Here is a 24,352-nt window from a genome sequence, read left to right as displayed (position 1 = left end):
ACTCCTCGATGCGTTTTACAAACATAACCTTCAAGCTCGTCAAGCTTTTCTTTTTACAAGAATGTCGCGATACAGACTCATGAAACGCTGAGAGGCACTGGCCATCGTGAAGTTCGAGTAAATCCTCTGTCTTGCAGCCTCACCAAGTGCCCGACGACCCTCGACATCCAACGCAATGAGATCCTCGATACCTTTGCCGAGCGCATTCGGATCCAAGGCCGGAACGACGACACCGTCGTTACCTAGCAAATAAGCCGCATCCCCCACATCAGTGGTAATACAAGGCAATCCCATGGCCATGGCTTCACCAAGAACATTGGGGAATCCCTCCGTGCGAGAATGCAGACAGAAGATATCCATGGCTTTCAGACACGAAGCTACATCTTGCCGCTCTCCAAGCAGGATGAAGCGCTCCGCATACCCGGTAGCTTCGATGAGGCGCTGCAATTCAGCATTGGAAGACAGCAGCTCCCGTCCCACCAAAAGAAACTTCAAGCGCGAATAACGTGGAGCCAGCAGACCGGCAGCTGCGACAAAGGAAGCATGATCCTTTACCGGGTGGAATCTGCCTAGACTGCCAATCACGATATCGCTGGCCTCTATACCAGATTCACTCCTGATAGCGGACCGCTGTTCGTCGGTCGCCTGCAGGCGAGTGAGATCGAAACCGTTGGGAATGACCAGCATCCTGCTTGCGTTGTAGCCAACAGCAATGTGTGAGCGCCTTGAGGCCTCGGCGGCGCAAACAATATATTTTGGCAAGAATCCGGATAGCCAGGCACACACCTTCCGTACCAGAACAGTCGTACTCTTGCCGCCCTCTTGAAGGTCGGTCGTGCGGACTCCCCATATAATCCCGCCAATACCGGCCATTCTGGCAGCCAATCCACCAAGAAGATCGGAATGATACATCCATGTTTGGACTATATCGGGCCTCCTTTCACGAAATATCCCTATCAGACGAAGGAGCACCCGAGGCATATCCCTCATCGAGGTCATGCCAAGCACATCAACAGATATACCAGCCTCAATCAGACCCTGCCCAAACTCACCAAGATCAGACAGTGAAATAATCGAATGTTCGAATTCACTGCCGCCATTTTGAGTCTCGATCAACCGCTTGAGCATTAGCTCAGCACCGCCGACTTTCTTCAGGCCGGCTATCACGTGGATAACTTTTACTGTGGTCATGACTCCAACCACGCTTGGAACATGAGAACACTCCAGAGGCGTCTTGAGTGGTCCCGCCTTCCCGCCAAGTGGTCGTTCCAGATCCTGCGTATCAACCTACTATCCAAATAACCTTCTTGCTGAAGGCGTCGCTCATCAAGCAGCGATTCAGCCCACTCTTTCAGAGGGCCTCTCAGCCAATCGGAGACAGGAACGGAAAACCCCTTCTTGGGCCGCTCTATGAGCTCTCGCGAAACATGCCTATACAAGACTTCACGAAGCAACCACTTTCCTTTTCCATTGCGAATCTTCATATGCAACGGCATGCGCCAAGCCAGTTCGAACACGCGATGGTCTATCAGTGGAACCCGGGTTTCCAGGCTGTTAGCCATCGCTGCTCTGTCTACCTTCACCAGAATGTCGTCAGGCATGTAGCCCTGAACATCCATGGCCATCATCCAGTGCTGGAACGAGTCCACCCTTGGCCATCTTTCTGGAGTATCCAATAGTGCCGTGTGACCCTTTGCACCTATGACCGGGTATTCGTGATTTCTCCAGTGACTGTTCAATCGATAGAAAAGCTCCTCGGCCGTCCTCGAAGCAAATACGTCACGCAGCTTCCCCAACTTGTCAGGTAAAGGTAAATCCTGAGCAAAAGCCGATGCGAAACGCCGCATGGAATGAGGAAATCGCTCCAGCATGCGCCAGACACGGGGAGTAAACTGATAGGGATTGTAGCCGCCAAACAGTTCATCACCACCATCTCCACTCAGCGCAACAGTAACTTGCTGCCTGGCCAATCCACTGACAATCAAGGTTGGTATCTGCGAACTGTCACCAAATGGCTCACAGTAGATCTTTGGCAAAGATGGAATTACATCTAGAGCATCTTTTGAATTGACATAGAGCTCTGTATGATCGGTACCGATATGTTCTGCAACCGCCTTTGCGTAAACAGCCTCATCATACCCAGGCTCATCAAAGCCAATAGAGAATGTCCGTATAGGGCGTGAGGACTGCTGCTGCATCAGCGCCACGACCGTACTACTATCCACCCCACCGCTCAGAAAAGCTCCCAAAGGAACATCGGAGACCATCTGATCCGATATGCTAGTTCTCAACTGGCTTTCCAGAAGATCAACTGCCTCGGCATCCGTTCCCTGGAATGGATTGGAGAGAGCCTCTTCTATCGCGGCGTTCGCACTCCAATAGGCAGCAGGTTCGCAGGTCTCGTTCAATGAACGTTCCGATAGGACCAAATAGCTCCCTGCCCTTAGCTTCCCGATACCTTTATAAATACTATAGGGAGCCGGGACATATCCATATCGTAGAAATAGGGCCAAGGCATCTCTATCAATATCCCCCCTAAAAAGCGGATGTTCTTTCAGGGCCTTCAGTTCGGATGCAAAAAAAAGCACGCCATTCTGCCAGCCCCAATAGAGAGGCTTTTCGCCCATTCGATCACGAGCCAGAGTAATTGTTTTCTCCTGTCGATCCCACAAGGCCAGAGCGAACATACCCACGGTGAGCTTGAGGGTACTCTCCACGCCCCATTGGGCAAAGCATGCCAATAAGGTTTCGGTGTCCGATCCGCCACGCCAGGAATGTGTTACACCTGCCTCGCTCAGGCGAGCCCTAAGAGCCAGATGGTTGTATATCTCGCCATTGTAAATCAGCACATACCGACCACAGTCGGAGTGCATGGGCTGGCTGCCTGCGGGGGAAAGCTCCAGAACCGCAAGACGCGCATGGACAAGTATCGGGGCGCGCGGAGCCTCGTACCAAATCCCCGACTCATCCGGTCCACGATGATGTATGGCGGCAGCCATCTGCCGGGCCACACGTGCATTATCCCCTAGGAGAGTTCCCGTAATATTCCAGAAGCCAGCGATACCACACATCAAATCACCTCGTTCCCTTTCCAGGCGCTACCGAGCCAATGACCATTGCCCACAGGTCACAAACGACATCGAGAGAATAGTGCCTTTCGATAATATCTCTTCCATTTTGCCCTGCACGCACACGGGCTTCCGGATCTTTGACCAAAGCCGCAAGTGACTCATACCAGCCCTCGTCGTCCACCGCACCATATCCGATGAAGCCTCGGGCTAGAACATCGCGGTTCATACCATACTCGGAAACCACTACCGGCAAGCCACAGGCCATATAAAGCAACATTTTGTAGCTACACTTCCCCCTCGACCATAGATCATCGGCAAGAGGCATTATACCGATATCCATTCCGGCAATCGTTTCGACCTCATTGGTCTCTGTCCAGCGAATGAACTCAACCTTTTCGGCTGGAATGACCTTGAACTCGGGAGGACGGTCCGAAACGATCCTCAATTTCCATTCGGGGTGATCTCTGAACAGGTGGGACAGCGGGATTTCTATGTCATAAAGAAAGCGGTAGCCACCCGACGTGCCGGACCAGCCGATCACTCTATTCTCCCTGCGTTCCCTTCTGGGTGAAAAACGAAGAGTATCGACGCCCGTCGGAATGATCGTAGTCGGCCTACCGAACTGACCGAAGTAATCGGCCAGGTATTGATTGCCACACACGATATGGTCGACACGACGAGCAATCGAATTCGCGGCGATCCCCCTACGATGCAGCCATATTGCATCATCGACATCCAGAATTCTGGGCGCCTTGGTAAGAAACTCAAGAGTTGGAATTGTCGAGAGAAGCTCTCGTTGAAGGATCACAACGTCACTTCCGTAAGAGCCGATTACCTGAGGAAGGCGGTGAAGCAGTTCTCTCAGCAACCAAAGCGGGCGATCCAGTCGACGAGGCGGAGGATAGGCAGAGACCAGCGCTTCCGACATATGCATGTCGATACCTCGCGTGCCAAGCCCTTCGAGCAGAGCCTTCACGCGAAATCTCGAACTGGGAACGGATCTACCTTGGGTAAAAGCCCGAACCCGCACTGCTGGGAGCTCCGCTATCATGATTTACCCCTCCTTGATTCCTGGACACGCCTGTCCAACGGGAGATCGCAGTGCTCTGGGCACTCCCCACCAAACCGGGACCCATCCCCTCCAAACAGAAAGCAAGTCGGCATACTGCTTATCATCGAATTAGCTTGCTCTTCAGGAAAGTACGCATGCCAGATACATCAAGAGCAATCATTGCCGCCAAATAGACCCCTCCCCCCAAGACAACTTTCACAACCAGGCCAAAAAAAGCACTCTCCAAACTGAAGGATGCAACTGACACCGCCATCAACAGCACAGACAACGCAATTTTCATAGCATCTTTCCCCGGAAGGGCGGGCATTGGGAAAACACGTCGCCCCAAGAAGATACTAATTAGTATTGCAGAGGAAAACGCCATAACAGAAGATACCGCCGCGCCAACTATCCCAAACTCCGGAATAAGGATTAAATTAAACACAACATCAACCACTGCCGACACCGCCACTGTCACAACCTGCACTCGTGTAGCACTAGCCAATTGGAAAGAGTAGTCAAAGTAAAAAGATTTCAAGGCCCCCAGAAAAGCCGAAAGGGATATCAACGGAATTATCTTTAGGGCACCCTCACGAAACTCTTCGCCCATAATAGATCCTGAAATTTCCGGAGCCACCATGGCCAGACCACAGGCAGCAGGCGAGACTACTGCAAAGATAAAAATAAAGGTCTTCCGCAGTTGGTCCTGTGTCTGTGGCAAGCCGCTCTTGGAAAGTTTCTCCATTACCAGCGGAAAAGCCGCCAGGTGAACGACAGAAGCCACTGTACCAACACTATATTGCGCTAGGTCATATGACACCGAGTAGACACCTACCGCGGCATCCCCCAGAAATGCCCCAATAAAGAAGCGATCAGACGCATTGACTATGAATGCAAAAAGGAAAGTAAGCGTCAGTGGTGCACCATAGGCAAACAACCTGGTTAACTGCTCCTTGTCTACCAACGCCCAACTGACTCCCCGCCACGCATCTTGGAAGAAAATGGTCGCCAGTACCAGAGACACAAGCGTACCCAGCAGCAAACCATCAACGCCAAACCCGAAATAAACAAGGAGAACACCGATAAAGAAGCTTCCAGCCCCTTTGATCAACAACATTTTCCCGTAGGTCAGCGGCTGCAAGATCGCATTTTGAATCTTCAGATTCAAATCATGCCAAGCCTGTGCCAGGCAAAGAAAACCGACCATATAATAAAGAATAGAGAAACCTATCTCTTCACGCCACTCCCAAAGCAGGAACGTGACGAATATGATAACGAGTGAAACAAGGAAGCTAATGGCCCTAGCCGTGCCAAGAAGCCTCGCCCGAGCTTGGTCATCACTACACTCAGGCAGATAACGACCAACCCCCAGCGCCACCCATTGCAAGAAAACCGTATTGAGGAAGCCAACAACTATAATTGTCAGCGAATAGACTCCATACTCACCCGGACTCAACAGACGAGTAAAAACGGAAAGACCGACAAGAGTCAATATTGCCGGAAAAGACTTGAACAAAAAATAAACCAGACTATGTTTTCCCAGCATACTTTTCTAAACCATAAAAAAGAGAAAACAATGAGTAAAAAATAAAAAAACAATCATAGAAAAAGTGCTCCGCGATGAAAATAGAGAATCACACGCCCCTAATATTGAGCACTTGGAGCACCAGGCGACTCTCAAAAGCAAAAATAGCGCCGCTCTTGGAAACGACGCTACTTTCATCCAAACGCACCAGAGTGAATATCATTTCAAAAACATGATGTACCAAGGCATGGCCAACGCCACACCTGCAGACACATCATATTTCGGCGCATACCCCAGCAGTTTGGCAGCCTTGCTGATATCAGCGAGAGAGTGACGTACATCCCCCTCCCTAAAATCACGATAAACAGGTTCCCGGTGATAGGACACACCGTTTTCGGCAAGGCCGTCGCGAAGCGCAAAGAACAACTGATTCAAACTCGTCCGCCCGCCAACAGCAATATTGTAAACTTGATTACGAGCATCAAGCCCCGCGGTTGCAGCAAGCAGATTGGCCTGAACGGTGTTTTCAATATAACAAAAATCCCGACTGGTCTCGCCATCACCGTTAATATAGACGTCATCACCCTGGATCATCGAAGAGGTCCATTTTGGTATGACTGCCGCATAGGCACCATTGGGATCCTGTCGACGACCGAACACATTGAAATAACGAAGCCCAATGGTCGAAAAGCCGTAGCAGCGCGAAAACACATCGGCATAAAGCTCATTCACATATTTGGTAACCGCATAAGGGGAAAGAGGCTTACCTATAGTATCCTCCACCTTCGGTAAACCGGGATGATCTCCATAGGTAGAGCTACTTGCCGCATAAGTGAAACTCTGCACCTTGGCATCTCTGGCTGCAATCAGCATATTCAAGAAACCATCGATGTTCGTTGCATTGGAGGTGATCGGATCGTTAATAGAACGCGGCACCGAACCCAAGGCAGCTTGATGTAAAACGTAATCAACACCTGCACAGGCGTTATTGCAATCATCCAGATTGCGAATATCACCTTGAATAAGTTTAAAATTTGACCATTGCTTCTCGCTAACCAAGGACCGCACTTCGTCCAGGTTCCGCTGATGACCAGTAGCAAAATTATCCAGGCCGACAACCTTCTGATCAAGTTTTAGCAAAGTTTCAAGAAGATTAGAGCCAATAAAGCCCGCCACACCTGTAATCAGCCAGACTTTCGGCTGCGCCGGCAATTCCTTTCTTAGCTCTTCATAACGACTCATCATATTCCCTCTCGTCTACTCACAAAGCTTACAACTGATCTTACAGGCGTAGATCAGACTGATCTTCATCGAGTAGATATTTCAGATCATAGAGAACATGCTCAGCCTTCCCTAACTTTCGTATATTTTCTGCGCCCATATTTTTGAATTCACTGTGCGCGACCGCAAGGATAATTCCATCATAAGCGCCATGGGATGGCGTACCGACTGGAGTAATCCCATACTCATGCATGGCATCTTCGGCGCTCACCCAAGGATCAAAAACATCAACCTGTATGTTGTATTCCGCCAACTCACGGACAATATCGACGACTTTGGTATTGCGGAGGTCTGGACAATTTTCCTTGAATGTAAGCCCCATAAGCAGAACGCGAGCACCGTCCACGTGGATACGACGCTTGAGCATAGCCTTGACCAGTTGCGAAACGACGTAGGCACCCATACCGTCATTCAAACGGCGGCCAGCCAGGATGATCTCTGGATGATAGCCAATACTCTGGGCTTTATGAGTCAGATAATATGGATCGACTCCGATGCAATGACCGCCGACTAGGCCCGGGCGGAACGGCATGAAATTCCATTTCGTGCCGGCAGCCTTGAGGACCGCCTCGGTATCGATACCCATTCGATTGAAAATGATGGCGAGTTCGTTGATCAGAGCAATATTGAGATCTCGCTGCGTATTTTCGATCACCTTGGCAGCCTCAGCGACTTTAATGCTGCTCGCCTTGTGAGTACCGGCAGTGATGATTTCTCTATACAGGGAGTCAACCAACTCCGCGATCTCCGGCGTAGAGCCGGAAGTGACCTTCTTGATCGAAGAGACCCGATGTTCCTTATCGCCGGGATTGATGCGCTCGGGGCTATAACCGGCGAAGAAGTCCTCGTTAAACCTCAGCCCGGAAAATTTTTCCAGAACAGGTACGCAGTCTTCTTCCGTCGCTCCCGGGTAAACGGTAGACTCATAAATTACAATATCGCCCTTCTTCAGAACCTTTCCGATGCTCTCCGAGGCCTTTACAAGAGGGGTGAGGTCGGGTTGCTTATGTTCATCAATAGGTGTAGGAACCGTCACAATGAAAACATTGCACTTTTGCAAGTCCTGAAGATTGAAAGTAAAGCTCAGTTCGGACGCTTCTTTCAACTCAGCCGCATCTACTTCAAGAGTAGAGTCAATGCCTTGCCGCAGTTCAGCGATTCGCCCCTGATTGATATCGAAACCGACAACGGTTCGTTTTTTACCAAATTCAACAGCAAGCGGAAGACCAACATAGCCTAGCCCAACAACTGCAACCTTCAGATCCTTCATTTAACGCGCACCTCACTTCATGTAAAACAGTTCTCAACCAAAATCCGATGGATTGAAAACTGAAAATCCCATTGACTATAAACTTCTGCCGACCCTACAAGCAAAAAACTCATGCAGCATCGACCGTGCGCCTAAACCCACCTCTCACCATAAGGATGGCTAGAGCCACCGCAACCCCCAAAAAACCACCGGCAAGCATGCTTAGGATAAGCACTATGCCTTTTCTTGGACGGACGGGATCATCTGGCACCTCTATCGTACCATCCTGACGAAAAACAGCGACTTTATCGAGATTCAGCGTCAGCCCCTCCAGAAGAGCATACTTCTCCTGCAAGCCTCGTAATGCGGGAATGAAAGGATCATCGGAGACACGATCTTGCAGCGTTTTTATTTCTGCCCGAATAGCCTTGGCACCACGCATGTACATCAGTCCGCCTTCCATGATGGAGGAAAGCTGTTGATCAACCTGCCCTTCTATCAACGGAGGATTTTCCAGCTTCAAGGCCTCCGCAACGCGCAACGCCTCTTTCAGTCGAGAGATACGATCTTCACGGCGAGCCTTCGCAGTTTCACGCAAGATGTCGATCTGTTGCTGTATATTGCGATTCTTCACTTGAAACTCGCGGCGTACTCCTTCTTGCATTTCCTGCATGGAACGCTTGACTGCAATTCCTATATATTTTTCGCCCCACTCCGCCGCCTGCGAAGGATCATGCCGCTCGATGACGACAGTGTAGCGCTCGCTATCCTCTTTGCTAGGCTTCTGAATAGTTACCGAATTCATGAGAAGCGCATAAAGCTGATCCCGCGAACCAACAGAAGCCCCCTCCTCCAAGGAAGGAATATATACATCTCGAAAGAACTGACGGCGAGTCTCTTCGGACTGGAGATTTCGCACGAAGATTGAATAGACACCATTTGCCGAAAACGCGGGAAGCCCGTTTTCCGATCTTCCCAAGTTGAAACCAGCTATATCGCTGAGTGAAGGAGGCAGCGTCGAGACACGAGCCTCATAGACGGGCTTGGTGATGAATAGATAAACAATAGCCAACAACACGGGCAACACTGCCAGCAAAGCAATCAGCCATCTCAGGGACCACAACCCACTCATAATCTCTATCAGATCGAACTCGCCGCTCTTGGCTTTATAGGAGGGAAAATTTTTTTCTGTCACAACGGATCCAATTCTTGGGTTAAGGAGTCATCATGCGGCAGCCCCCCTCCTGACGTGGAGATGCATCAGGAAGCTGCTGCATTTTGACAGCATGCTACGAGATTACAAGCCGCACGGTCGCGACCATCGACTCCAGGAGATAGGGATACGACGCAAACACCTTCAGCGCACCAATCGCTGATAACAGAGCCTAGCTCGCGATTCAGGATGCACGGACGTATGTTAGACAAGACAGTCAGAGATTAGTGCCCACAGCAGAAAAATGGGGTCAAGCAGGCCAGAGGATACCTTCCACGAGAGGTTACGACCCGCCGGCAGCAACCCTTTTCAGCAAGAAGAGACCCACTGCGGAGCTGGCACGCAATTAGTTCGGAAGGGACGAACTTATAGAGAGGTTGATTCAGAGCGAAGAGATTTTTGTCGACGCCCCCTCAAACGAAGCAATGCCCCACTCAACAACCCACCGAGCCCACCGAGGATGAAAGCCAGAGACACGAAGAGAGAAAGCGGACCGTCAGGAGTGTGCCACCCAAGGAAGGCAAGGCTGACGCTATTCTGATTTTCCAATACGAAAACCAGGACCACCAGCGCAACCACCAACACAAACACAGCAGTCAAAATCCGCCCGAGCCATTGCATTGAAAAAACCTCGTATCTGCCAGAGTCACTCCGGCTCGTTGACCCGATCCCGCAACTCCTTGCCCGGCTTGAAGTGCGGCACGAACTTGCCGTCGAGGCGTACCGACTCCCCGGTCTTGGGGTTGCGACCGACGCGCGGGGCGCGGTAGTGCAAGGAAAAGCTGCCGAAGCCACGGATCTCGATCCGGTCCCCGGTCGCCAGGGCCTGGGACATTTGCTCCAGCATGGTCTTGATTGCCAACTCGACATCCTTCGCGGACAGTTGCCCCTGATGGGTAACGATCCGTTCGATCAACTCCGACTTGGTCATGGTTTTCCCTTCTTTTTCAAGCGGCTAGATCAGCTCAGGTCTCTTTTAGCATGCTGATCAGTCTTTGAACAGGTCCAAGAAGGGGAAAACGAAAAAGGGCGGCCTAGGCCGCCCTTTTTCATGATGGATCAGAGACTTAGCCCTGATTCTCCATCTGAGCACGGATCAGATCACCAATGGTGGTCGGACCAGCGCTTTCTACTTCCTGCTTACGCAGTTCTTTCATTGCGTCCTTCTCGTCGTCGACGTCCTTGGACTTGACGGAGAGGCTGATGACGCGGCTCTTGCGGTCGATGCTGATGATCTTGGCTTCGACTTCCTCGCCTTCCTTCAGAACGTTGCGCGCGTCTTCGACGCGGTCACGGCTGATTTCGGAAGCCTTCAGGATACCTTCGATGTCGTCGCCCAGGCTGATGACAGCGCCCTTGGCGTCAACTTCCTTCACGGTACCGCGGACGATGCTGCCTTTCTCGTGCAGGGACGCGTAGTTGGAGAACGGATCGTCTTCCAGCTGCTTGATGCCCAGGGAGATGCGCTCGCGCTCCGGGTCGACCGACAGGATGACGGTTTCCAGCTCGTCGCCCTTCTTGAAGCGACGTACGGCTTCTTCGCCGACTTCGTTCCAGGAGATGTCGGACAGGTGGACCAGGCCGTCGATGCCGCCGTCCAGACCGATGAAGATACCGAAGTCGGTGATCGACTTGATGGTACCGGAGATACGGTCACCCTTGTTGAACTGGCTGGAGAAGTCTTCCCACGGGTTGGATTTGCACTGCTTGATACCCAGGGAGATACGACGACGCTCTTCGTCGATGTCCAGAACCTGAACTTCCACTTCGTCGCCAACCTGGACGACTTTCGACGGATGGATGTTCTTGTTGGTCCAGTCCATTTCGGAGACGTGTACCAGGCCTTCCACGCCCTCTTCCAGCTCGGCGAAGCAGCCGTAGTCGGTGAGGTTGGTGACGCGGGCCATGACGCGGGTGCCTTCCGGGTAACGCGCCTTGATGGCAACCCACGGGTCTTCGCCCAGTTGCTTCAGGCCCAGGGATACACGGTTGCGCTCGCGGTCGAACTTCAGGACCTTGACGTCGATCTCGTCGCCAACGTTGACGATCTCGGACGGATGCTTGATGCGCTTCCAGGCCATGTCGGTGATGTGCAGCAGGCCGTCTACGCCGCCCAGGTCCACGAATGCGCCGTAGTCGGTGAGGTTCTTGACGATACCCTTGACCTGCTGGCCTTCCTGCAGCGATTCCAGCAGAGCTTCACGCTCGGCGCTGTTCTCGGCTTCCAGGACGCTGCGGCGGGAAACGACAACGTTGTTGCGCTTCTGGTCGAGCTTGATGACCTTGAACTCGAGCTCTTTGCCTTCCAGGTGGGTGGTGTCGCGAACCGGACGAACGTCGACCAGCGAACCCGGCAGGAACGCGCGGATGCCGTTGACGTCGACGGTGAAACCGCCCTTGACCTTGCCGTTGATGACGCCCTTGACCACTTCGTCGGCAGCGAAAGCCGCTTCCAGAACAATCCAGCTCTCGGCGCGCTTGGCTTTCTCGCGGGACAGCTTGGTCTCGCCAAAGCCGTCTTCTACCGCGTCCAGTGCGACGTGGACTTCGTCACCCACCTTGATGGTCAGCTCGCCCTGTTCGTTGTAGAACTGCTCGACCGGGATGACGCCCTCGGATTTCAGACCGGCATGGACGGTGACCCAGTCACCATCGATGTCGACCACGATGCCGGTGATGATGGCACCCGGCTGCATGTCGAGGGATTTCAGACTTTCTTCAAAGAGTTCTGCGAAGCTTTCGCTCATGTTCATACCTGTAGTCAAAGGCCCGGAAGGGCCCGATTCCGCATCACCAGCCAATGCGGTCAAGTCATTAAATGAAGCCGCAGGACAATTTGCTGGTTTCCTGCTAGCTTCTGATTGCACTCCCGAATGGGAATGCCCAGTTGGGTTGTTCTGCGATGGCGCCAGGCAAGTCGGGAGGCAACCCTCGTCGCACCTGCAAAACGCCACAACATAAGGTCTGGAATATTAGCAACCAGGCCCTGTATCGTCAATTCCCGCGCCGAAACCTCAGACGTCCCAGCCCTGCCGCTCGCAGTGCCGGATGATCGTCTCGACCACCGCCTCGATGCTCATTTCGGTGGAGTCCAGCAGGATCGCGTCATCGGCCGGTTTCAGCGGCGCGACCGCGCGCTGGCTGTCGCGCTCGTCGCGCTCGCGGATTTCTTCCAGCAAGGCAGACTGGTCGACATCCGCGCCCTTCGCCTTCAACTGCAGGTAGCGTCGACGCGCACGCTCCTCCGCCGAGGCGGTGAGGAAGATCTTCAGAGGCGCATCGGGAAATACCACGGTGCCCATGTCGCGGCCGTCGGCCACCAGTCCCGGAGCCTCGCGAAACGCCCGCTGGCGCTGCAGCAGCGCATCGCGCACGGCCGGCAGCGCCGCGACCTGGGAAGCGCCGGCACCGACCTGCTCGGTTCGGATCACATCGGTCACTTCCTCGCCTTCGAGAATGATGCGCTGCCCATGGCTGCCATCGGCGGCGACGAACTGCACATCGAGGTGCGCAGCCAGGACCTTCAGCGCCTCTTCATTGGTCAGGTCGACACCATGGTTGACCGCGGCGAACGCCAACAGCCGATAAAGCGCCCCGGAATCCAGCAGGTTCCAGCCCAGGCGCCGGGCGAGCAGCCCGGCGACCGTGCCCTTGCCGGCGCCACTGGGGCCATCGATGGCGAGCATCGGTACAGCGCCGTTCATCAATTGTTCTCCACGGCGACCCGGATACCGGTCTGGGCACACAGGGCGAGGAAGTTGGGGAAGGAGGTGGCGACGTTGGCGCAGTCGTGGATGCGGATCGGCCCGCTGGCACGCAGCGAAGCGACGCTGAAGGACATGGCGATACGGTGGTCGCCGTGCGCCCAGACTTCGCCGCCACCGAACGCACCACCCTCGATGACGATGCCATCCGGGGTCGGCTCGGCCTTCACGCCCAGGGCCTTCAGGCCGTCGGCCATGACCTGGATACGGTCCGACTCCTTGACCCGCAGCTCTTCGGCGCCACGCAGGACCGTGCGCCCCTCGGCGCAGGCGGCAGCCACGAAGAGTACCGGGAACTCGTCGATGGCCAGTGGCACCAGGTCCTCGGGAATGTCGATGCCCTTGAGCCGCGCGGAGCGCACGCGGATGTCGGCGACCGGCTCGCCGCCGACCTCGCGCTGGTTTTCCAGGCTCAGGTCACCACCCATCAGGCGCAGGATCTCGATGACGCCGACGCGCGTCGGGTTGATGCCGACGTGCTGCAGGACCAGTTCCGAACCCTCGGCGATACTGGCGGCAACCAGGAAGAAGGCTGCCGAGGAAATGTCGGCCGGGACCTCGATATGGGTGGCGCTCAACTTGTGCCCGGATTCGACCTTGGCGGTGCTGCCCTCGACCGCCACCGGATAGCCGAAGCCGCGCAGCATGCGCTCGGTGTGGTCGCGGGTCGGCGCCGGCTCGGTGACCGAGGTCTCACCCGCGGCGTAGAGCCCGGCGAGCAACAGGCAGGACTTCACCTGGGCGCTGGCCATCGGCATGTCGTAATGCATACCGGTGAGGCGCTGGCCGCCGCGAATGGTCATCGGCGGACGGCCTTCCGGCCCCGTCTCGATTACCGCGCCCATCTCGCGCAGCGGCTTGGCTACGCGATTCATCGGCCGCTTGGAAAGGGAAGCGTCGCCGGTCAGGGTGCTGTCGAACGGCTGGGCCGCCAGCAGACCGCTGAGCAGACGCATGGAAGTACCGGAGTTACCCAGGTAGATCGGCCCAGGCGGCGCCTTGAGGCCGTGCAGGCCAACGCCATGGACGGTGACGCGGCCGTTCTGCGGCCCCTCGATCACCACTCCCATGTCGCGGAACGCCTGGATGGTTGCCAGTGCGTCCTCGCCCTCGAGGAAGCCCTCCACTTCGGTGGTGCCTTCGGCCAGGGAGCCGAGCATGATCGAGCGATGGGAAATCGACTTGTCGCCCGGTACCCGGATGGTTCCGGACAGGCTGCCGCCCGGCTGGGCCAGATAAATCAGGTCGTTGTTGTGCATGGCGTCCACATAGGCCCGACGGGCCAGGATTTTGCTGAAATGCTCACGGGCTACCCGGGCGCGCGTGAAAACGCCCAACAACTGGTGCCCGTCCCCAGTGTCGACGGCCTCGCGCAGCGCGTCGAGGTCGTCACGAAAAACATCCAGTGTACGCAGCACCGCCTCGCGATTGGCGAGAAAGATGTCGTGCCACATCACCGGGTCGCTGCCGGCGATCCGCGTGAAATCACGGAAACCGCCGGCGGCATAGCGGAAGATCTCCAGATTCTCGCTGCGCTTGGCCAGGGAGTCGACCAGGGTGAAGGCCAGCAGGTGAGGCAGGTGGCTGGTGGCCGCCAGAACCTCGTCGTGATGCTCGACCTCCATGTGCTCGACGTCCGCGCCCAGCGCGCGCCACAGGCTGTCGACCAGCGCCAGCGCGTCGGCATCGGTCTCCGCGGAGGGCGTGAGAATCACCTTGTGCCGGCGGAACAGGGTCGCCTTCGCCGCGGTCACTCCGCTCTGCTCGGAACCCGCGATCGGATGCCCCGGTACCAGGTACCGCGGCATCCCGCCGAACGCGACACGCGCGGCACGCACGATATTGCCCTTGGCGCTGCCAACGTCGGTCAATACAGCCTTGCCCAGGTCGAGCTTCGCCAGGTCGGCCAGCACCCGCTCCATCGCCAGGATCGGCACCGCCAACTGGATCACGTCGGCGCCGACGCAGGCGCGGCCAAGATCCTCCTCGCAACGGTCGACCACGCCGAGCTCCACCGCCAGGCGGCAAGACTCGGCATCCCGATCCACGCCGACCACTTCCCGGAACAACCCTTTGCTCCGCAACCCCTTGGCGAAGGAGCCGCCGATCAGGCCCAGCCCCACCACCACCAGGCGGCCCAGCTTAGGGGTCGACTGTTGCAGCGGCGTGACCTCAGTCATGCGCCAGCACCTTGCCCAGCGCCTGGAGGAAACGATCGTTCTCTTCCGGCAGCCCGATGGAGACGCGCAGAAAGGTCGGCATCCCGTAGCCAGCCACCGGACGCACGATCACGCCTTCGCGCAGCAGCGCCTGGTAGACCGGACCGGCATCGCGAGCCAGATCCACGGCGATGAAGTTGCCCTTCGAGGGAATCCAGGACAGGCCCAACGCATGGAAGCCATCCTCCAGCTGCGCCATGCCGGAATCGTTTAGGCGGCGACTCTGCGCCAGGTAGTCATGGTCATCCAGCGCCGCGCAGGCAGCCGCCAGGGCCAGGCTATTGACATTGAACGGCTGGCGCACACGGTTGAGCACATCGGCCACCGCCTTGCTCGAAAGCGCGTAGCCGACCCGCAGCGAAGCCAGGCCATAGGCCTTGGAGAAAGTCCGCGAGACCAGCAGGTTGGGATGGCGCGCCAGGTAGTCCAGGCCATCGGGCAGCTCGTCGCCCTCGGCGTATTCGATATAGGCCTCGTCCAGCACCACCAGCACCTCCGCCGGCACCTGGGCGAGGAACCGCTCCAGGGCGTCCGCACCGAACCAGGTCCCGGTCGGGTTGTTCGGGTTGGCGACGAACACCACGCGAGTTTGCCCATCGATGGCGGCGAGCATCGCTTCCAGGTCATGCCCCCAGGCGCGCGCCTTGACCGCCCGCCCCTCGGCGCCCACGGCCTGGGTGGCGATCGGGTAGACGGCGAAGGCATGTTCGCTGAACACGGCGTTCAGACCAGGCGCGAGGTAGGCACGGGCGACCAGGTCGAGAATGTCGTTGGAGCCGTTGCCCAGGGTCACCTGCGCCGCATCCACCGCGCAACGCTCGGCCAGCTTGCGCTTGAGTTCGAAACCGTTGCCGTCAGGATAACGGGTCAGTTCCGCCAGTTCGGCGCGGATAGCCTCCAGCGCCTTTGGGCTCGCACCCAGCGGGTTCTCGTTGCTGGCGAGCTTGACGATCGCCGCAGGGTCGATGCCCAGCTCGCGGGCCAGTTCGTCCACCGGCTTGCCAGGGACGTAGGGCGACAGCTTTTGCACCCCCGGCTGGGCCAGGGCAAGGAAATCGGACATGGATAGTTCAGCCTCGACGCGGGACGGGGCATTCATCGATGACCCGTCTCTTCGGAATGACAGCGCGCTCAGAGCACCGCTTTCGGATAGGAGCCCAGGACCTTCAGGGCGACGGCTTCCTGGCCGATCTTCTCCAGGACGTCCTTGATCAGCGGTTCTTTATGGTGGCCGACGAAATCGATGAAGAACACGTAGGTCCATTTGCCGCTGCGCGACGGGCGGGTTTCGATGCGGGTCAGGTCGATACCATTGTTGTGGAACGGTACCAGCAGCTCGTGCAGGGCCCCCGGCTTGTTGCGCATGGAAACGATGATCGAGGTCTTGTCGTCGCCGGTCGGCGGCACCTCCTGGTTGCCGATGATCAGGAAGCGCGTGGAGTTGTCCGGGCGGTCCTCGATCTTCTCGTGCAGCTTGCTCAGGTCGTACAGGCTGGCCGCCATGTCGCCGGCGATCGCTGCCGAATTCCACTCGCTCTTCACCCGCTTGGCCGCGTCGGCGTTGCTCGACACCGCCACCCGCTCGACGCTCGGGTAGTGCGAGTCCAGCCACTTGCGACATTGCGCGAGGGATTGGGCATGGGAATAGATCCGGGTGATGTTGTCGGTCTTGGTGGTTTCGCCGACCAGCAGGTGATGGTGGATACGCAACTCGACTTCGCCGCAGATCACCATGTCGTGCTCAAGGAAGCTGTCGAGGGTATGGTTGACCGCCCCCTCGGTGGAGTTTTCCACAGGCACCACGCCGAAGTTCACCGCGCCGGCGGCGACCTCGCGGAACACCTCGTCGATCGCCGCCATCGGCGTGCTGATCACCGCGTTGCCGAAATGCTTGAGTGCCGCGGCCTGGGTAAAGGTGCCCTCGGGTCCGAGATAGGCCACTTTCAGCGGCTGCTCGAGCGCCAGGCAGGACGACATGATCTCGCGGAACAGCCGCGCGACCTCTTCGTTGTCCAGCGGCCCCTTGTTCAATTGCATGATGTGCTTGAGCACCCAGGCTTCGCGCTCGGGACGGTAGAACACCGGCGCCTCGCCCTCGCCCAGGGTCTGGGTCTTGACTCGCGCCACGTCCTGGGCGCAACGGGCACGCTCGCTGATCAGCTCGAGCAACTTCTCGTCGAGGCTGTCGATGCGCAGGCGCAAGGCCTTGAGCTGGTCCTGGTCCGCCATCAGCCGTGCTCCTTCTCGAACTCCGCCATGTATGCGACCAGCGCCTCGACCGCGTCCAGGCCAAGGGCGTTGTAGATGGAAGCGCGCATGCCGCCGACCGAGCGGTGGCCTTTCAGGTTGAGCAGCCCGCGCGCCTCGGCGCCTTCCAGGAACGGCTTGTCGAGACGCTCGTCGGCCAGGCGGAACGGCACGTTCATCCAGGAGCGGGCGCTCGGCTGGATCGGGTTGGTGTAGAAGTCGCTGGCATCGATGGTCTTGTACAGCAGGTCCTTCTTGGCGCGGTTGCGCTGCTCCATCGCGGTCACCCCGCCCTGCTCCTTCAGCCATTCGAAGACCAGGCCGGACAGGTACCAGGAGTAAGTCGCCGGGGTGTTGTACATGGAGCCGTTGTCCGCGGCGATCTTGTAGTTGAGCATGGTCGGACAGACGCTGCGGGCGCGGCCGAGCAGGTCTTCGCGAACGATCACCACCACCAGGCCGGACGGGCCGATGTTCTTCTGCGCCCCGGCATAGATCAGGCCGAAGCGGGACACGTCGAGCGGGCGCGAGAGGATGTCGGAGGACATGTCGGTGACCAGCGGCACGTCGCCGGTCTCGGGAATCCAGTCGAACTCGAGGCCGCCGATGGTCTCGTTGGAGGCGTAGTGCACATAGGCCGCGTCCTTGGTCAGCGTCCACTCGTTCTGACCCGGAATGGCGAAGTAGTCGTACTCCTTGGCGCTGGCCGCGACATTCACGGTGCCATAGCGACGAGCCTCCTCGATGGCCTTCTTCGACCAGATACCGGTATCGATATAGTCGGCGACGCCATCTTCGGGCAGCAGGTTCAGCGGAATCTCGGCGAACTGCTGGCTGGCGCCGCCCTGCAGGAACAGCACCTTGTAGTCCGAGGGAATGTCGAGCAGGTCGCGCAGGTCCTGCTCGGCCTTGCTGGCGATGGCCACGTAGTCATCACTACGGTGGCTCATTTCCATGACCGAAAGGCCCTTGCCCCGCCAGTCGAGAAGCTCGGCCTGGGCACGTTGCAGAACTGCGTCGGGAAGCGCCGCGGGACCGGCGCAGAAATTGAAGGCTCGCTTGCTCACATCCACTCTCGCTATAGGTAGGGCGGATAGCCGTGAGTTATCCGCCGAGGTCATCGGCCGGGCGGGCGCAGGCGCCCGCCCCGAGCCTTACTCTTCGTTGCCTTCCGCTTCCGCCGCGGGCTCGGACTCGGACTCGGCCGACTCGCCCAGAGATTCGGCAGCTTCCTCGCCCTCGGGCAGGTCCTCGTCATCTCCGCCCGACGGCTCCTGGACACGCTCCAGACCGACCAGTACCTCGTCGCTGGCGAGCTTGATCAGGGTTACGCCCTGGGTATTGCGGCCGGACAGGGAGACTTCGTCGACACGCGTCCGCACCAGGGTGCCCTGGTCGGAAATCAGCATGATCTCCTCGCCTTCCTGGACCTGTACCGCGGCGATCAGCGCGCCGTTGCGCTCGTTGGTGACCATGGCGATCACCCCCTGGCCGCCACGGCCGCGACGCGGGAACTTGCTCAGCGGGGTACGCTTGCCGAAGCCGCGCTCGGAGGCGGTGAGGATCTGCGCCCCGGACTCCGGAATCAGCATGGAGATCAGCTGCTGCCCCTTGCCCAGGCGCATGCCACGTACGCCGCGGGCGTTGCGGCCCATGATGCGCACCACGCTCTCGGCGAAGCGGATCACCTTGCCGGCGCTGGAGAACAGCATGACTTCCTTGGCGCCATCGGTGATCGCGGCGGCGATCAGGGTGTCGCCCTCTTCCAGTTTGAGCGCGATCAGGCCGCTGCTGCGCGGACGGCTGAACTGCACCAGCGGGGTCTTCTTCACGGTACCGAAGGCGGTGGCCATGAAGATGTAGGCGCCGGTCGGCTCGGCCACCAGCTCGGCGGTCTCGCCCTCGACTTCCTCGACCTCGGCGGCCTCGACCACCTCGCCCTCGAGCACCGCGCCTTCGGCTTCGTCGAGGTCGTCATCGGCGCCGCCGTTCTGCTGCAGCGCCTCCAGGTCGATCTGCAACATCGCGGTGATCCGCTCGCCCTCGTCCAGCGGCAGCAGGTTCACCAGCGGCCGGCCACGCGCGGTACGCGAGGCTTCCGGAATCTCGAAGGTACGCAGCCAGTACACCTTGCCCTTGCTGGAGAACAGCAGGAGGGTCGCATGGCTGTTGGCCACCAGCAGGTGTTCGATGTAGTCCTCGTCCTTCATCCCGGTGGCGGACTTGCCTTTGCCGCCGCGACGCTGCGCCTGGTAGGCGGCCAGCGGCTGGGACTTGGCGTAGCCGCCGTGGGAGATGGTCACCACGCGGTCTTCCTCGGTGATCAGGTCGGCGATGGTCAGGTCGACCTGGGAAGCCACGATCTCGGTGCGGCGAGCATCGCCGAATTCGGCCTTGACCGCTTCCAGCTCCTCACGGATCACCTCCATCAGGCGCGCCGGGTTGGTCAGGATGCGGATCAACTCGCCGATCAGGTTGAGGATTTCCTGGTATTCGGAGAGCAGCTTCTCGTGCTCCAGGCCGGTCAGGCGATGCAGGCGCAGCTCGAGGATCGCCTGGGCCTGTTCCGGCGACAGGTAGTACTTGCCGTCGCGCAGGCCGTACTGCGGATCCAGGTCTTCCGGGCGACAGGCGTCGGCGCCGGCACGCTCGACCATCGCTTCCACCGCGCTGGACTCCCAGGCAGTGGCGATCAGGCGTTCCTTGGCCTCGGCCGGGGTCGGCGAACTCTTGATCAGCTCGATCACCGGGTCGATGTTCGACAGGGCGACCGCCTGGCCTTCCAGGATGTGCCCGCGCTCGCGGGCCTTGCGCAGCTCGTAGACGGTACGCCGGGTCACCACTTCGCGGCGGTGGCGGACGAACACTTCGAGCATGTCCTTCAGGTTCAGCGTGCGCGGCTGGCCGTCGACCAGGGCCACCACGTTGATGCCGAACACGCTCTGCAGCTGGGTCTGGGCGTAGAGGTTGTTGAGGACCACCTCGCCCACCTCGCCGCGACGCAGCTCGATGACCACGCGCATGCCGTCCTTGTCGGACTCGTCGCGCAGCTCGGAAATACCCTCGATCTTCTTCTCTTTCACCAGCTCGGCGATCTTCTCGATCAACCGCGCCTTGTTCAACTGGTACGGCAGCTCGGTGATGATGATCTGCTCGCGACCGCCGCCCTTCTCCATCTCCTCGACGACGGCGCGGGCACGGATGTAGATGCGCCCGCGACCGGTGCGGTAGGCCTCGATGATCCCGGCGCGGCCGTTGATGATGCCGGCGGTGGGGAAGTCCGGACCGGGGATGTACTGCATCAGCTCATCGACGGTCAGGTCGGGGTTGTCCATCAGCGCCAGGCAGCCGTCGATCACTTCGCCGAGGTTGTGCGGCGGGATGTTGGTCGCCATACCCACGGCGATACCGCTGGAACCGTTGACCAGCAGGTTGGGAATCTTGGTCGGCATGACCGCCGGGATCTGCTCGGTGCCATCGTAGTTGGGCACCCAGTCGACGGTTTCCTTTTCCAGGTCCGCCAGCAGTTCATGGGCCAGCTTGGCCATGCGCACTTCGGTGTATCGCATGGCTGCGGCGTTGTCGCCGTCCACCGAACCGAAGTTGCCCTGGCCGTCTACCAGCATGTAGCGCAGCGAGAACGGCTGCGCCATGCGCACGATGGTGTCGTAGACCGCGGTGTCGCCGTGCGGGTGGTACTTACCGATCACGTCGCCGACCACACGGGCGGATTTCTTGTAGGGCTTGTTCCAGTCGTTGCCCAGCTCGCTCATGGCATAAAGCACACGGCGGTGCACCGGCTTCAGGCCGTCACGTGCATCCGGCAGGGCCCGCCCGACGATCACGCTCATCGCGTAGTCGAGATAGGACTGTTTCAGCTCGTCTTCGATATTGACCGGGAGAATTTCTTTGGCCAGTTCGCCCATGAGAAGCCTGGTTCCTTTTTCTGGTGGAACTTCGCCGCCTCGATCCTGAGGCAAACGAAGTAGGTCGGCGCATGCCCGAGCAGCGCCAACTCACTACAAATCAACGACTTGAGTCAAGGATTCGCGCACTCTCGAGGCCCCTCCGCGGGGCGCTCGAATAACCGTCGGAGCTTACCACAGCCCACGCCCCAGCCCAAGGCAAAGGCCCTGGCGGGGACGACCTCCAGTCGCCTCGTTCAATGCAGGCGCTTGCGGCTCATCAGGGCGGCCATGCGCTCGGCGTCGGGACGCTCGACGACGCCACGCTCGGTCACGATGGCATCGATAAGGTCCGCCGGGGTCACGTCGAATACCGGATTGTAGGCATCGACCTCGGCCGCCACCCGTCGCCCGCCGATTTCCAGCAGTTCGCGACCGTCGCGCTCTTCGATCGGGATGTCCTCGCCGCTCTCCAGGTTCATGTCGATGGTCGAACTCGGCGCCACCACCATGAAGCGCACGCCGTGGTGCATGGCGTTGACCGCCAGCTGGTAGGTGCCGATCTTGTTGGCGACATCGCCATTGGCGGTGATGCGGTCGGCGCCGACGATGACCCAGGTGATGTTTTCGGTCTTCATCAGGTGCGCGGCGGCCGAATCCACGTTCAGGCTGACCGGGATGCCTTCGTTGGCCAGCTCCCAGGCGGTCAGTCGCGAGCCCTGGAGCCAGGGCCGGGTTTCGTCGGCGTAGATGCGATTGACCAGGCCTTCCAGGTGCGCGGCGCGGATCACCCCCAGCGCGGTGCCGAACCCGCCGGTCGCCAGGGCGCCGGTATTGCAGTGGGTGAGGATGTTCTGCGGGCTGCCCTGCTGCTTGCGGATCAGCTCCATGCCCAACTGGGCCATGGTCAGGTTGGCCTCGCGGTCGCTTTCATGGATGGAGATCGCCTCGGCTTCCAGCACCGCCAGCGGCTGGTCGCCCTCTTTCATTCGCTCCAGACGGTCGCGCATGCGGTTCAGCGCCCAGAACAGGTTGACCGCCGTGGGTCGCGAGTCGGCCAGCAGGCGGAAGTCCTCCTCCAGCGCGGCGCGCCAGTCGCCGCCCTGCGCCAGGCGCGCGCGGGCGCCAAGGACGATGCCGTAGGCGGCGCTGATGCCGATGGCCGGCGCGCCGCGCACGACCATATCGCGAATGGCCTTGGCCACCTCGGCCGCCGACTCGTGTTCGAGCCAGACCTCCTCCTGGGGCAGCAGGCGCTGATCCAGCAACCGCAGCGTACCGTCCCGCCACTCGATCGCCTTGACCCGCTCGGCCGCCAGCAGTCGCTCTCGCATGCACACACCTCTCGCTGAATCACGGAAAAGCTGCGGATTATAACGAGCCCCAGCCGCGGACGCTCGGGTATACTTCCGGCTTCCCGCTCTGCGCCCAGGATGCGCCGCCATGCCCAACGTCCGTAACCCCTTCGACCTCCTCCTGCTGCCGACCTGGATCGTCCCCGTGGAGCCCGCCGGGGTGGTGCTGCGCGACCACGCGCTAGGCATCCGCGACGGCCAGATAGCCCTGGTCGCGCCGCGCGAGCAGGCCATGCGCCATGGCGCCACGGAAATCCGCGAATTGCCCGGCATGCTGCTCGCCCCCGGTCTGGTCAACGCCCACGGCCATTCGGCGATGAGTCTGTTCCGCGGTCTCGCCGACGACCTGCCGCTGATGACCTGGCTGCAGGACCACATCTGGCCGGCCGAAGGCCAATGGGTCAGCGAGGATTTCATCCGCGACGGCACGGAGCTGGCCATCGCCGAACAGGTAAAGGGCGGCATCACCTGTTTCTCCGACATGTACTTCTATCCACAGGCCATCTGCGGCGTGGTCCATGACAGCGGGGTCCGCGCCCAGGTGGCGATCCCGGTACTGGACTTCCCGATCCCCGGCGCCCGCGACAGCGCCGAGGCGATCCGCCAGGGCATGGCGCTGTTCGACGACCTCAAGCACCACCCGCGCATCCGCATCGCCTTCGGCCCGCACGCCCCTTATACGGTGAGCGACGACAAGCTGGAGCAGATCCTGGTGCTCACCGAGGAACTCGACGCCAGCATCCAGATGCACGTCCACGAGACCGCCTTCGAGGTGGAGCAGGCCACGGAGCGCAACGGCGAGCGCCCGCTGGCCCGCCTGCACCGCCTCGGCCTGCTCGGCCCGCGCTTCCAGGCGGTGCACATGACCCAGGTGGACGACGACGACCTGGCGATGCTGGTGGAAACCAACAGCTCGGTGATCCACTGCCCGGAATCCAACCTCAAGCTGGCCAGCGGCTTCTGCCCGGTGGAAAAACTCTGGCAGGCCGGGGTCAACGTAGCCATCGGCACCGACGGCGCGGCGAGCAACAACGACCTCGACCTGCTCGGCGAGACCCGCACCGCGGCGCTGCTGGCCAAGGCCGTGTACGGCCAGGCCACCGCCCTCGACGCCCACCGCGCGCTGCGCATGGCCACCCTGAACGGCGCCCGCGCGCTTGGCCTGGAGCGCCTGATCGGCTCCCTGGAAGCCGGCAAGGCCGCCGACCTGGTGGCCTTCGATCTGTCCGGCCTGGCCCAGCAACCGGTCTACGACCCGGTTTCGCAACTTATCTATGCCAGCGGCCGCGACTGCGTGCGGCACGTCTGGGTCGGCGGCAGGCAACTCCTCGACGACGGCCGCCTGCTCCGTCACGACGAACAGCGCCTGATCGCCAGGGCCCGCGAATGGGGGGCGAAGATCGCCGCCAGCGACAGGTCCTGAACCGCGGCGGGCCGGCCCGCTGCGACAAACTGACATAGGAAGGCGAACC

Annotated in this window: 18 protein-coding genes; 1 reads left to right on the top strand and 17 read right to left on the bottom strand. The window is 59.1% G+C overall.

All coding sequences use genetic code 11. From position 1 onward, the window contains the following. Positions 1–39: 39 nt before the first annotated feature. From ACTJJX_RS31170 to mtnA, 17 genes are all read right to left on the bottom strand, one after another. The gene (locus ACTJJX_RS31170) at positions 40–1,191 is read right to left on the bottom strand and encodes a glycosyltransferase family 4 protein (RefSeq protein WP_003452713.1); all 1,152 of its coding nucleotides are present in this window, start codon (positions 1,189–1,191) and stop codon (positions 40–42) included. Further along, a complete protein-coding gene (gene asnB / locus ACTJJX_RS31165) occupies positions 1,188–3,071 on the bottom strand; it encodes an asparagine synthase (glutamine-hydrolyzing) (protein WP_023082221.1) in 1,884 nt (627 codons plus the stop codon). The genes ACTJJX_RS31170 and asnB overlap by 4 nt, the downstream gene beginning before the upstream one ends. Before the next feature lie 4 nt (positions 3,072–3,075). Then, positions 3,076–4,047: a glycosyltransferase family 4 protein gene (locus ACTJJX_RS31160; protein ID WP_169787782.1), complete on the bottom strand. Its 972-nt coding sequence runs from the start codon at positions 4,045–4,047 to the stop codon at positions 3,076–3,078. A gap of 196 nt (positions 4,048–4,243) precedes the next feature. Then, positions 4,244–5,668 (bottom strand): oligosaccharide flippase family protein, encoded by a 1,425-nt coding sequence (locus tag ACTJJX_RS31155; protein WP_003122250.1) that lies wholly within the window; start codon positions 5,666–5,668, stop codon positions 4,244–4,246. A 198-nt stretch (positions 5,669–5,866) separates the two neighbouring features. Further along, positions 5,867–6,889 (bottom strand): NAD-dependent epimerase/dehydratase family protein, encoded by a 1,023-nt coding sequence (locus tag ACTJJX_RS31150; protein ID WP_003122249.1) that lies wholly within the window; start codon positions 6,887–6,889, stop codon positions 5,867–5,869. Positions 6,890–6,929: 40 nt separating this feature from the next. Then, positions 6,930–8,198, bottom strand: coding sequence for a Vi polysaccharide biosynthesis UDP-N-acetylglucosamine C-6 dehydrogenase TviB (gene tviB / locus ACTJJX_RS31145; RefSeq protein WP_003122248.1), 1,269 nt, complete (start codon positions 8,196–8,198; stop codon positions 6,930–6,932). Positions 8,199–8,307: 109 nt separating this feature from the next. Beyond that, a complete protein-coding gene (locus tag ACTJJX_RS31140; RefSeq protein ID WP_014602695.1) occupies positions 8,308–9,372 on the bottom strand; it encodes an LPS O-antigen chain length determinant protein WzzB in 1,065 nt (354 codons plus the stop codon). Positions 9,373–9,756: 384 nt separating this feature from the next. After that, positions 9,757–10,011: a lipopolysaccharide assembly protein LapA domain-containing protein gene (locus ACTJJX_RS31135; protein WP_003452745.1), complete on the bottom strand. Its 255-nt coding sequence runs from the start codon at positions 10,009–10,011 to the stop codon at positions 9,757–9,759. Positions 10,012–10,036: 25 nt separating this feature from the next. Beyond that, on the bottom strand, positions 10,037–10,321 hold the full coding sequence (gene ihfB / locus ACTJJX_RS31130) for an integration host factor subunit beta (RefSeq protein WP_003091441.1): 285 nt from the start codon (positions 10,319–10,321) through the stop codon (positions 10,037–10,039). Between the two features lie 136 nt (positions 10,322–10,457). Beyond that, positions 10,458–12,137, bottom strand: coding sequence for a 30S ribosomal protein S1 (rpsA, locus tag ACTJJX_RS31125; protein WP_003091442.1), 1,680 nt, complete (start codon positions 12,135–12,137; stop codon positions 10,458–10,460). A gap of 267 nt (positions 12,138–12,404) precedes the next feature. Further along, positions 12,405–13,094 (bottom strand): (d)CMP kinase, encoded by a 690-nt coding sequence (cmk, locus tag ACTJJX_RS31120; RefSeq protein WP_003106707.1) that lies wholly within the window; start codon positions 13,092–13,094, stop codon positions 12,405–12,407. After that, a complete protein-coding gene (locus tag ACTJJX_RS31115) occupies positions 13,094–15,334 on the bottom strand; it encodes a bifunctional prephenate dehydrogenase/3-phosphoshikimate 1-carboxyvinyltransferase (protein ID WP_016852636.1) in 2,241 nt (746 codons plus the stop codon). Before ACTJJX_RS31115 ends, cmk begins: the two co-directional genes overlap by 1 nt. Beyond that, the gene (hisC, locus tag ACTJJX_RS31110; RefSeq protein ID WP_003115433.1) at positions 15,327–16,436 is read right to left on the bottom strand and encodes a histidinol-phosphate transaminase; all 1,110 of its coding nucleotides are present in this window, start codon (positions 16,434–16,436) and stop codon (positions 15,327–15,329) included. Before hisC ends, ACTJJX_RS31115 begins: the two co-directional genes overlap by 8 nt. A gap of 68 nt (positions 16,437–16,504) precedes the next feature. Continuing rightward, positions 16,505–17,602 carry a prephenate dehydratase gene (pheA, locus tag ACTJJX_RS31105; RefSeq protein ID WP_003091446.1) on the bottom strand — a complete coding sequence of 366 codons (1,098 nt, stop codon included), beginning with the start codon at positions 17,600–17,602 and terminating at the stop codon, positions 16,505–16,507. Then, positions 17,602–18,687: a 3-phosphoserine/phosphohydroxythreonine transaminase gene (serC, locus tag ACTJJX_RS31100; RefSeq protein ID WP_003111764.1), complete on the bottom strand. Its 1,086-nt coding sequence runs from the start codon at positions 18,685–18,687 to the stop codon at positions 17,602–17,604. The genes pheA and serC overlap by 1 nt, the downstream gene beginning before the upstream one ends. Before the next feature lie 87 nt (positions 18,688–18,774). Further along, the gene (gene gyrA / locus ACTJJX_RS31095) at positions 18,775–21,546 is read right to left on the bottom strand and encodes a DNA gyrase subunit A (protein WP_003091448.1); all 2,772 of its coding nucleotides are present in this window, start codon (positions 21,544–21,546) and stop codon (positions 18,775–18,777) included. Positions 21,547–21,782: 236 nt separating this feature from the next. Next, positions 21,783–22,859 carry an S-methyl-5-thioribose-1-phosphate isomerase gene (mtnA, locus tag ACTJJX_RS31090; RefSeq protein WP_003091449.1) on the bottom strand — a complete coding sequence of 359 codons (1,077 nt, stop codon included), beginning with the start codon at positions 22,857–22,859 and terminating at the stop codon, positions 21,783–21,785. Between the two features lie 109 nt (positions 22,860–22,968). Here mtnA and ACTJJX_RS31085 point away from each other — a divergent pair, with 109 nt between their 5' ends. Next, on the top strand, positions 22,969–24,303 hold the full coding sequence (locus ACTJJX_RS31085; protein ID WP_003116418.1) for a TRZ/ATZ family hydrolase: 1,335 nt from the start codon (positions 22,969–22,971) through the stop codon (positions 24,301–24,303). Positions 24,304–24,352 lie beyond the last annotated feature (49 nt).

It is taken from the genome of Pseudomonas sp. 22490 (assembly GCF_052044465.1).
Taxonomy (GTDB): domain Bacteria; phylum Pseudomonadota; class Gammaproteobacteria; order Pseudomonadales; family Pseudomonadaceae; genus Pseudomonas; species Pseudomonas aeruginosa.
This window is presented reverse-complemented; position numbering and strand designations above follow the sequence as displayed.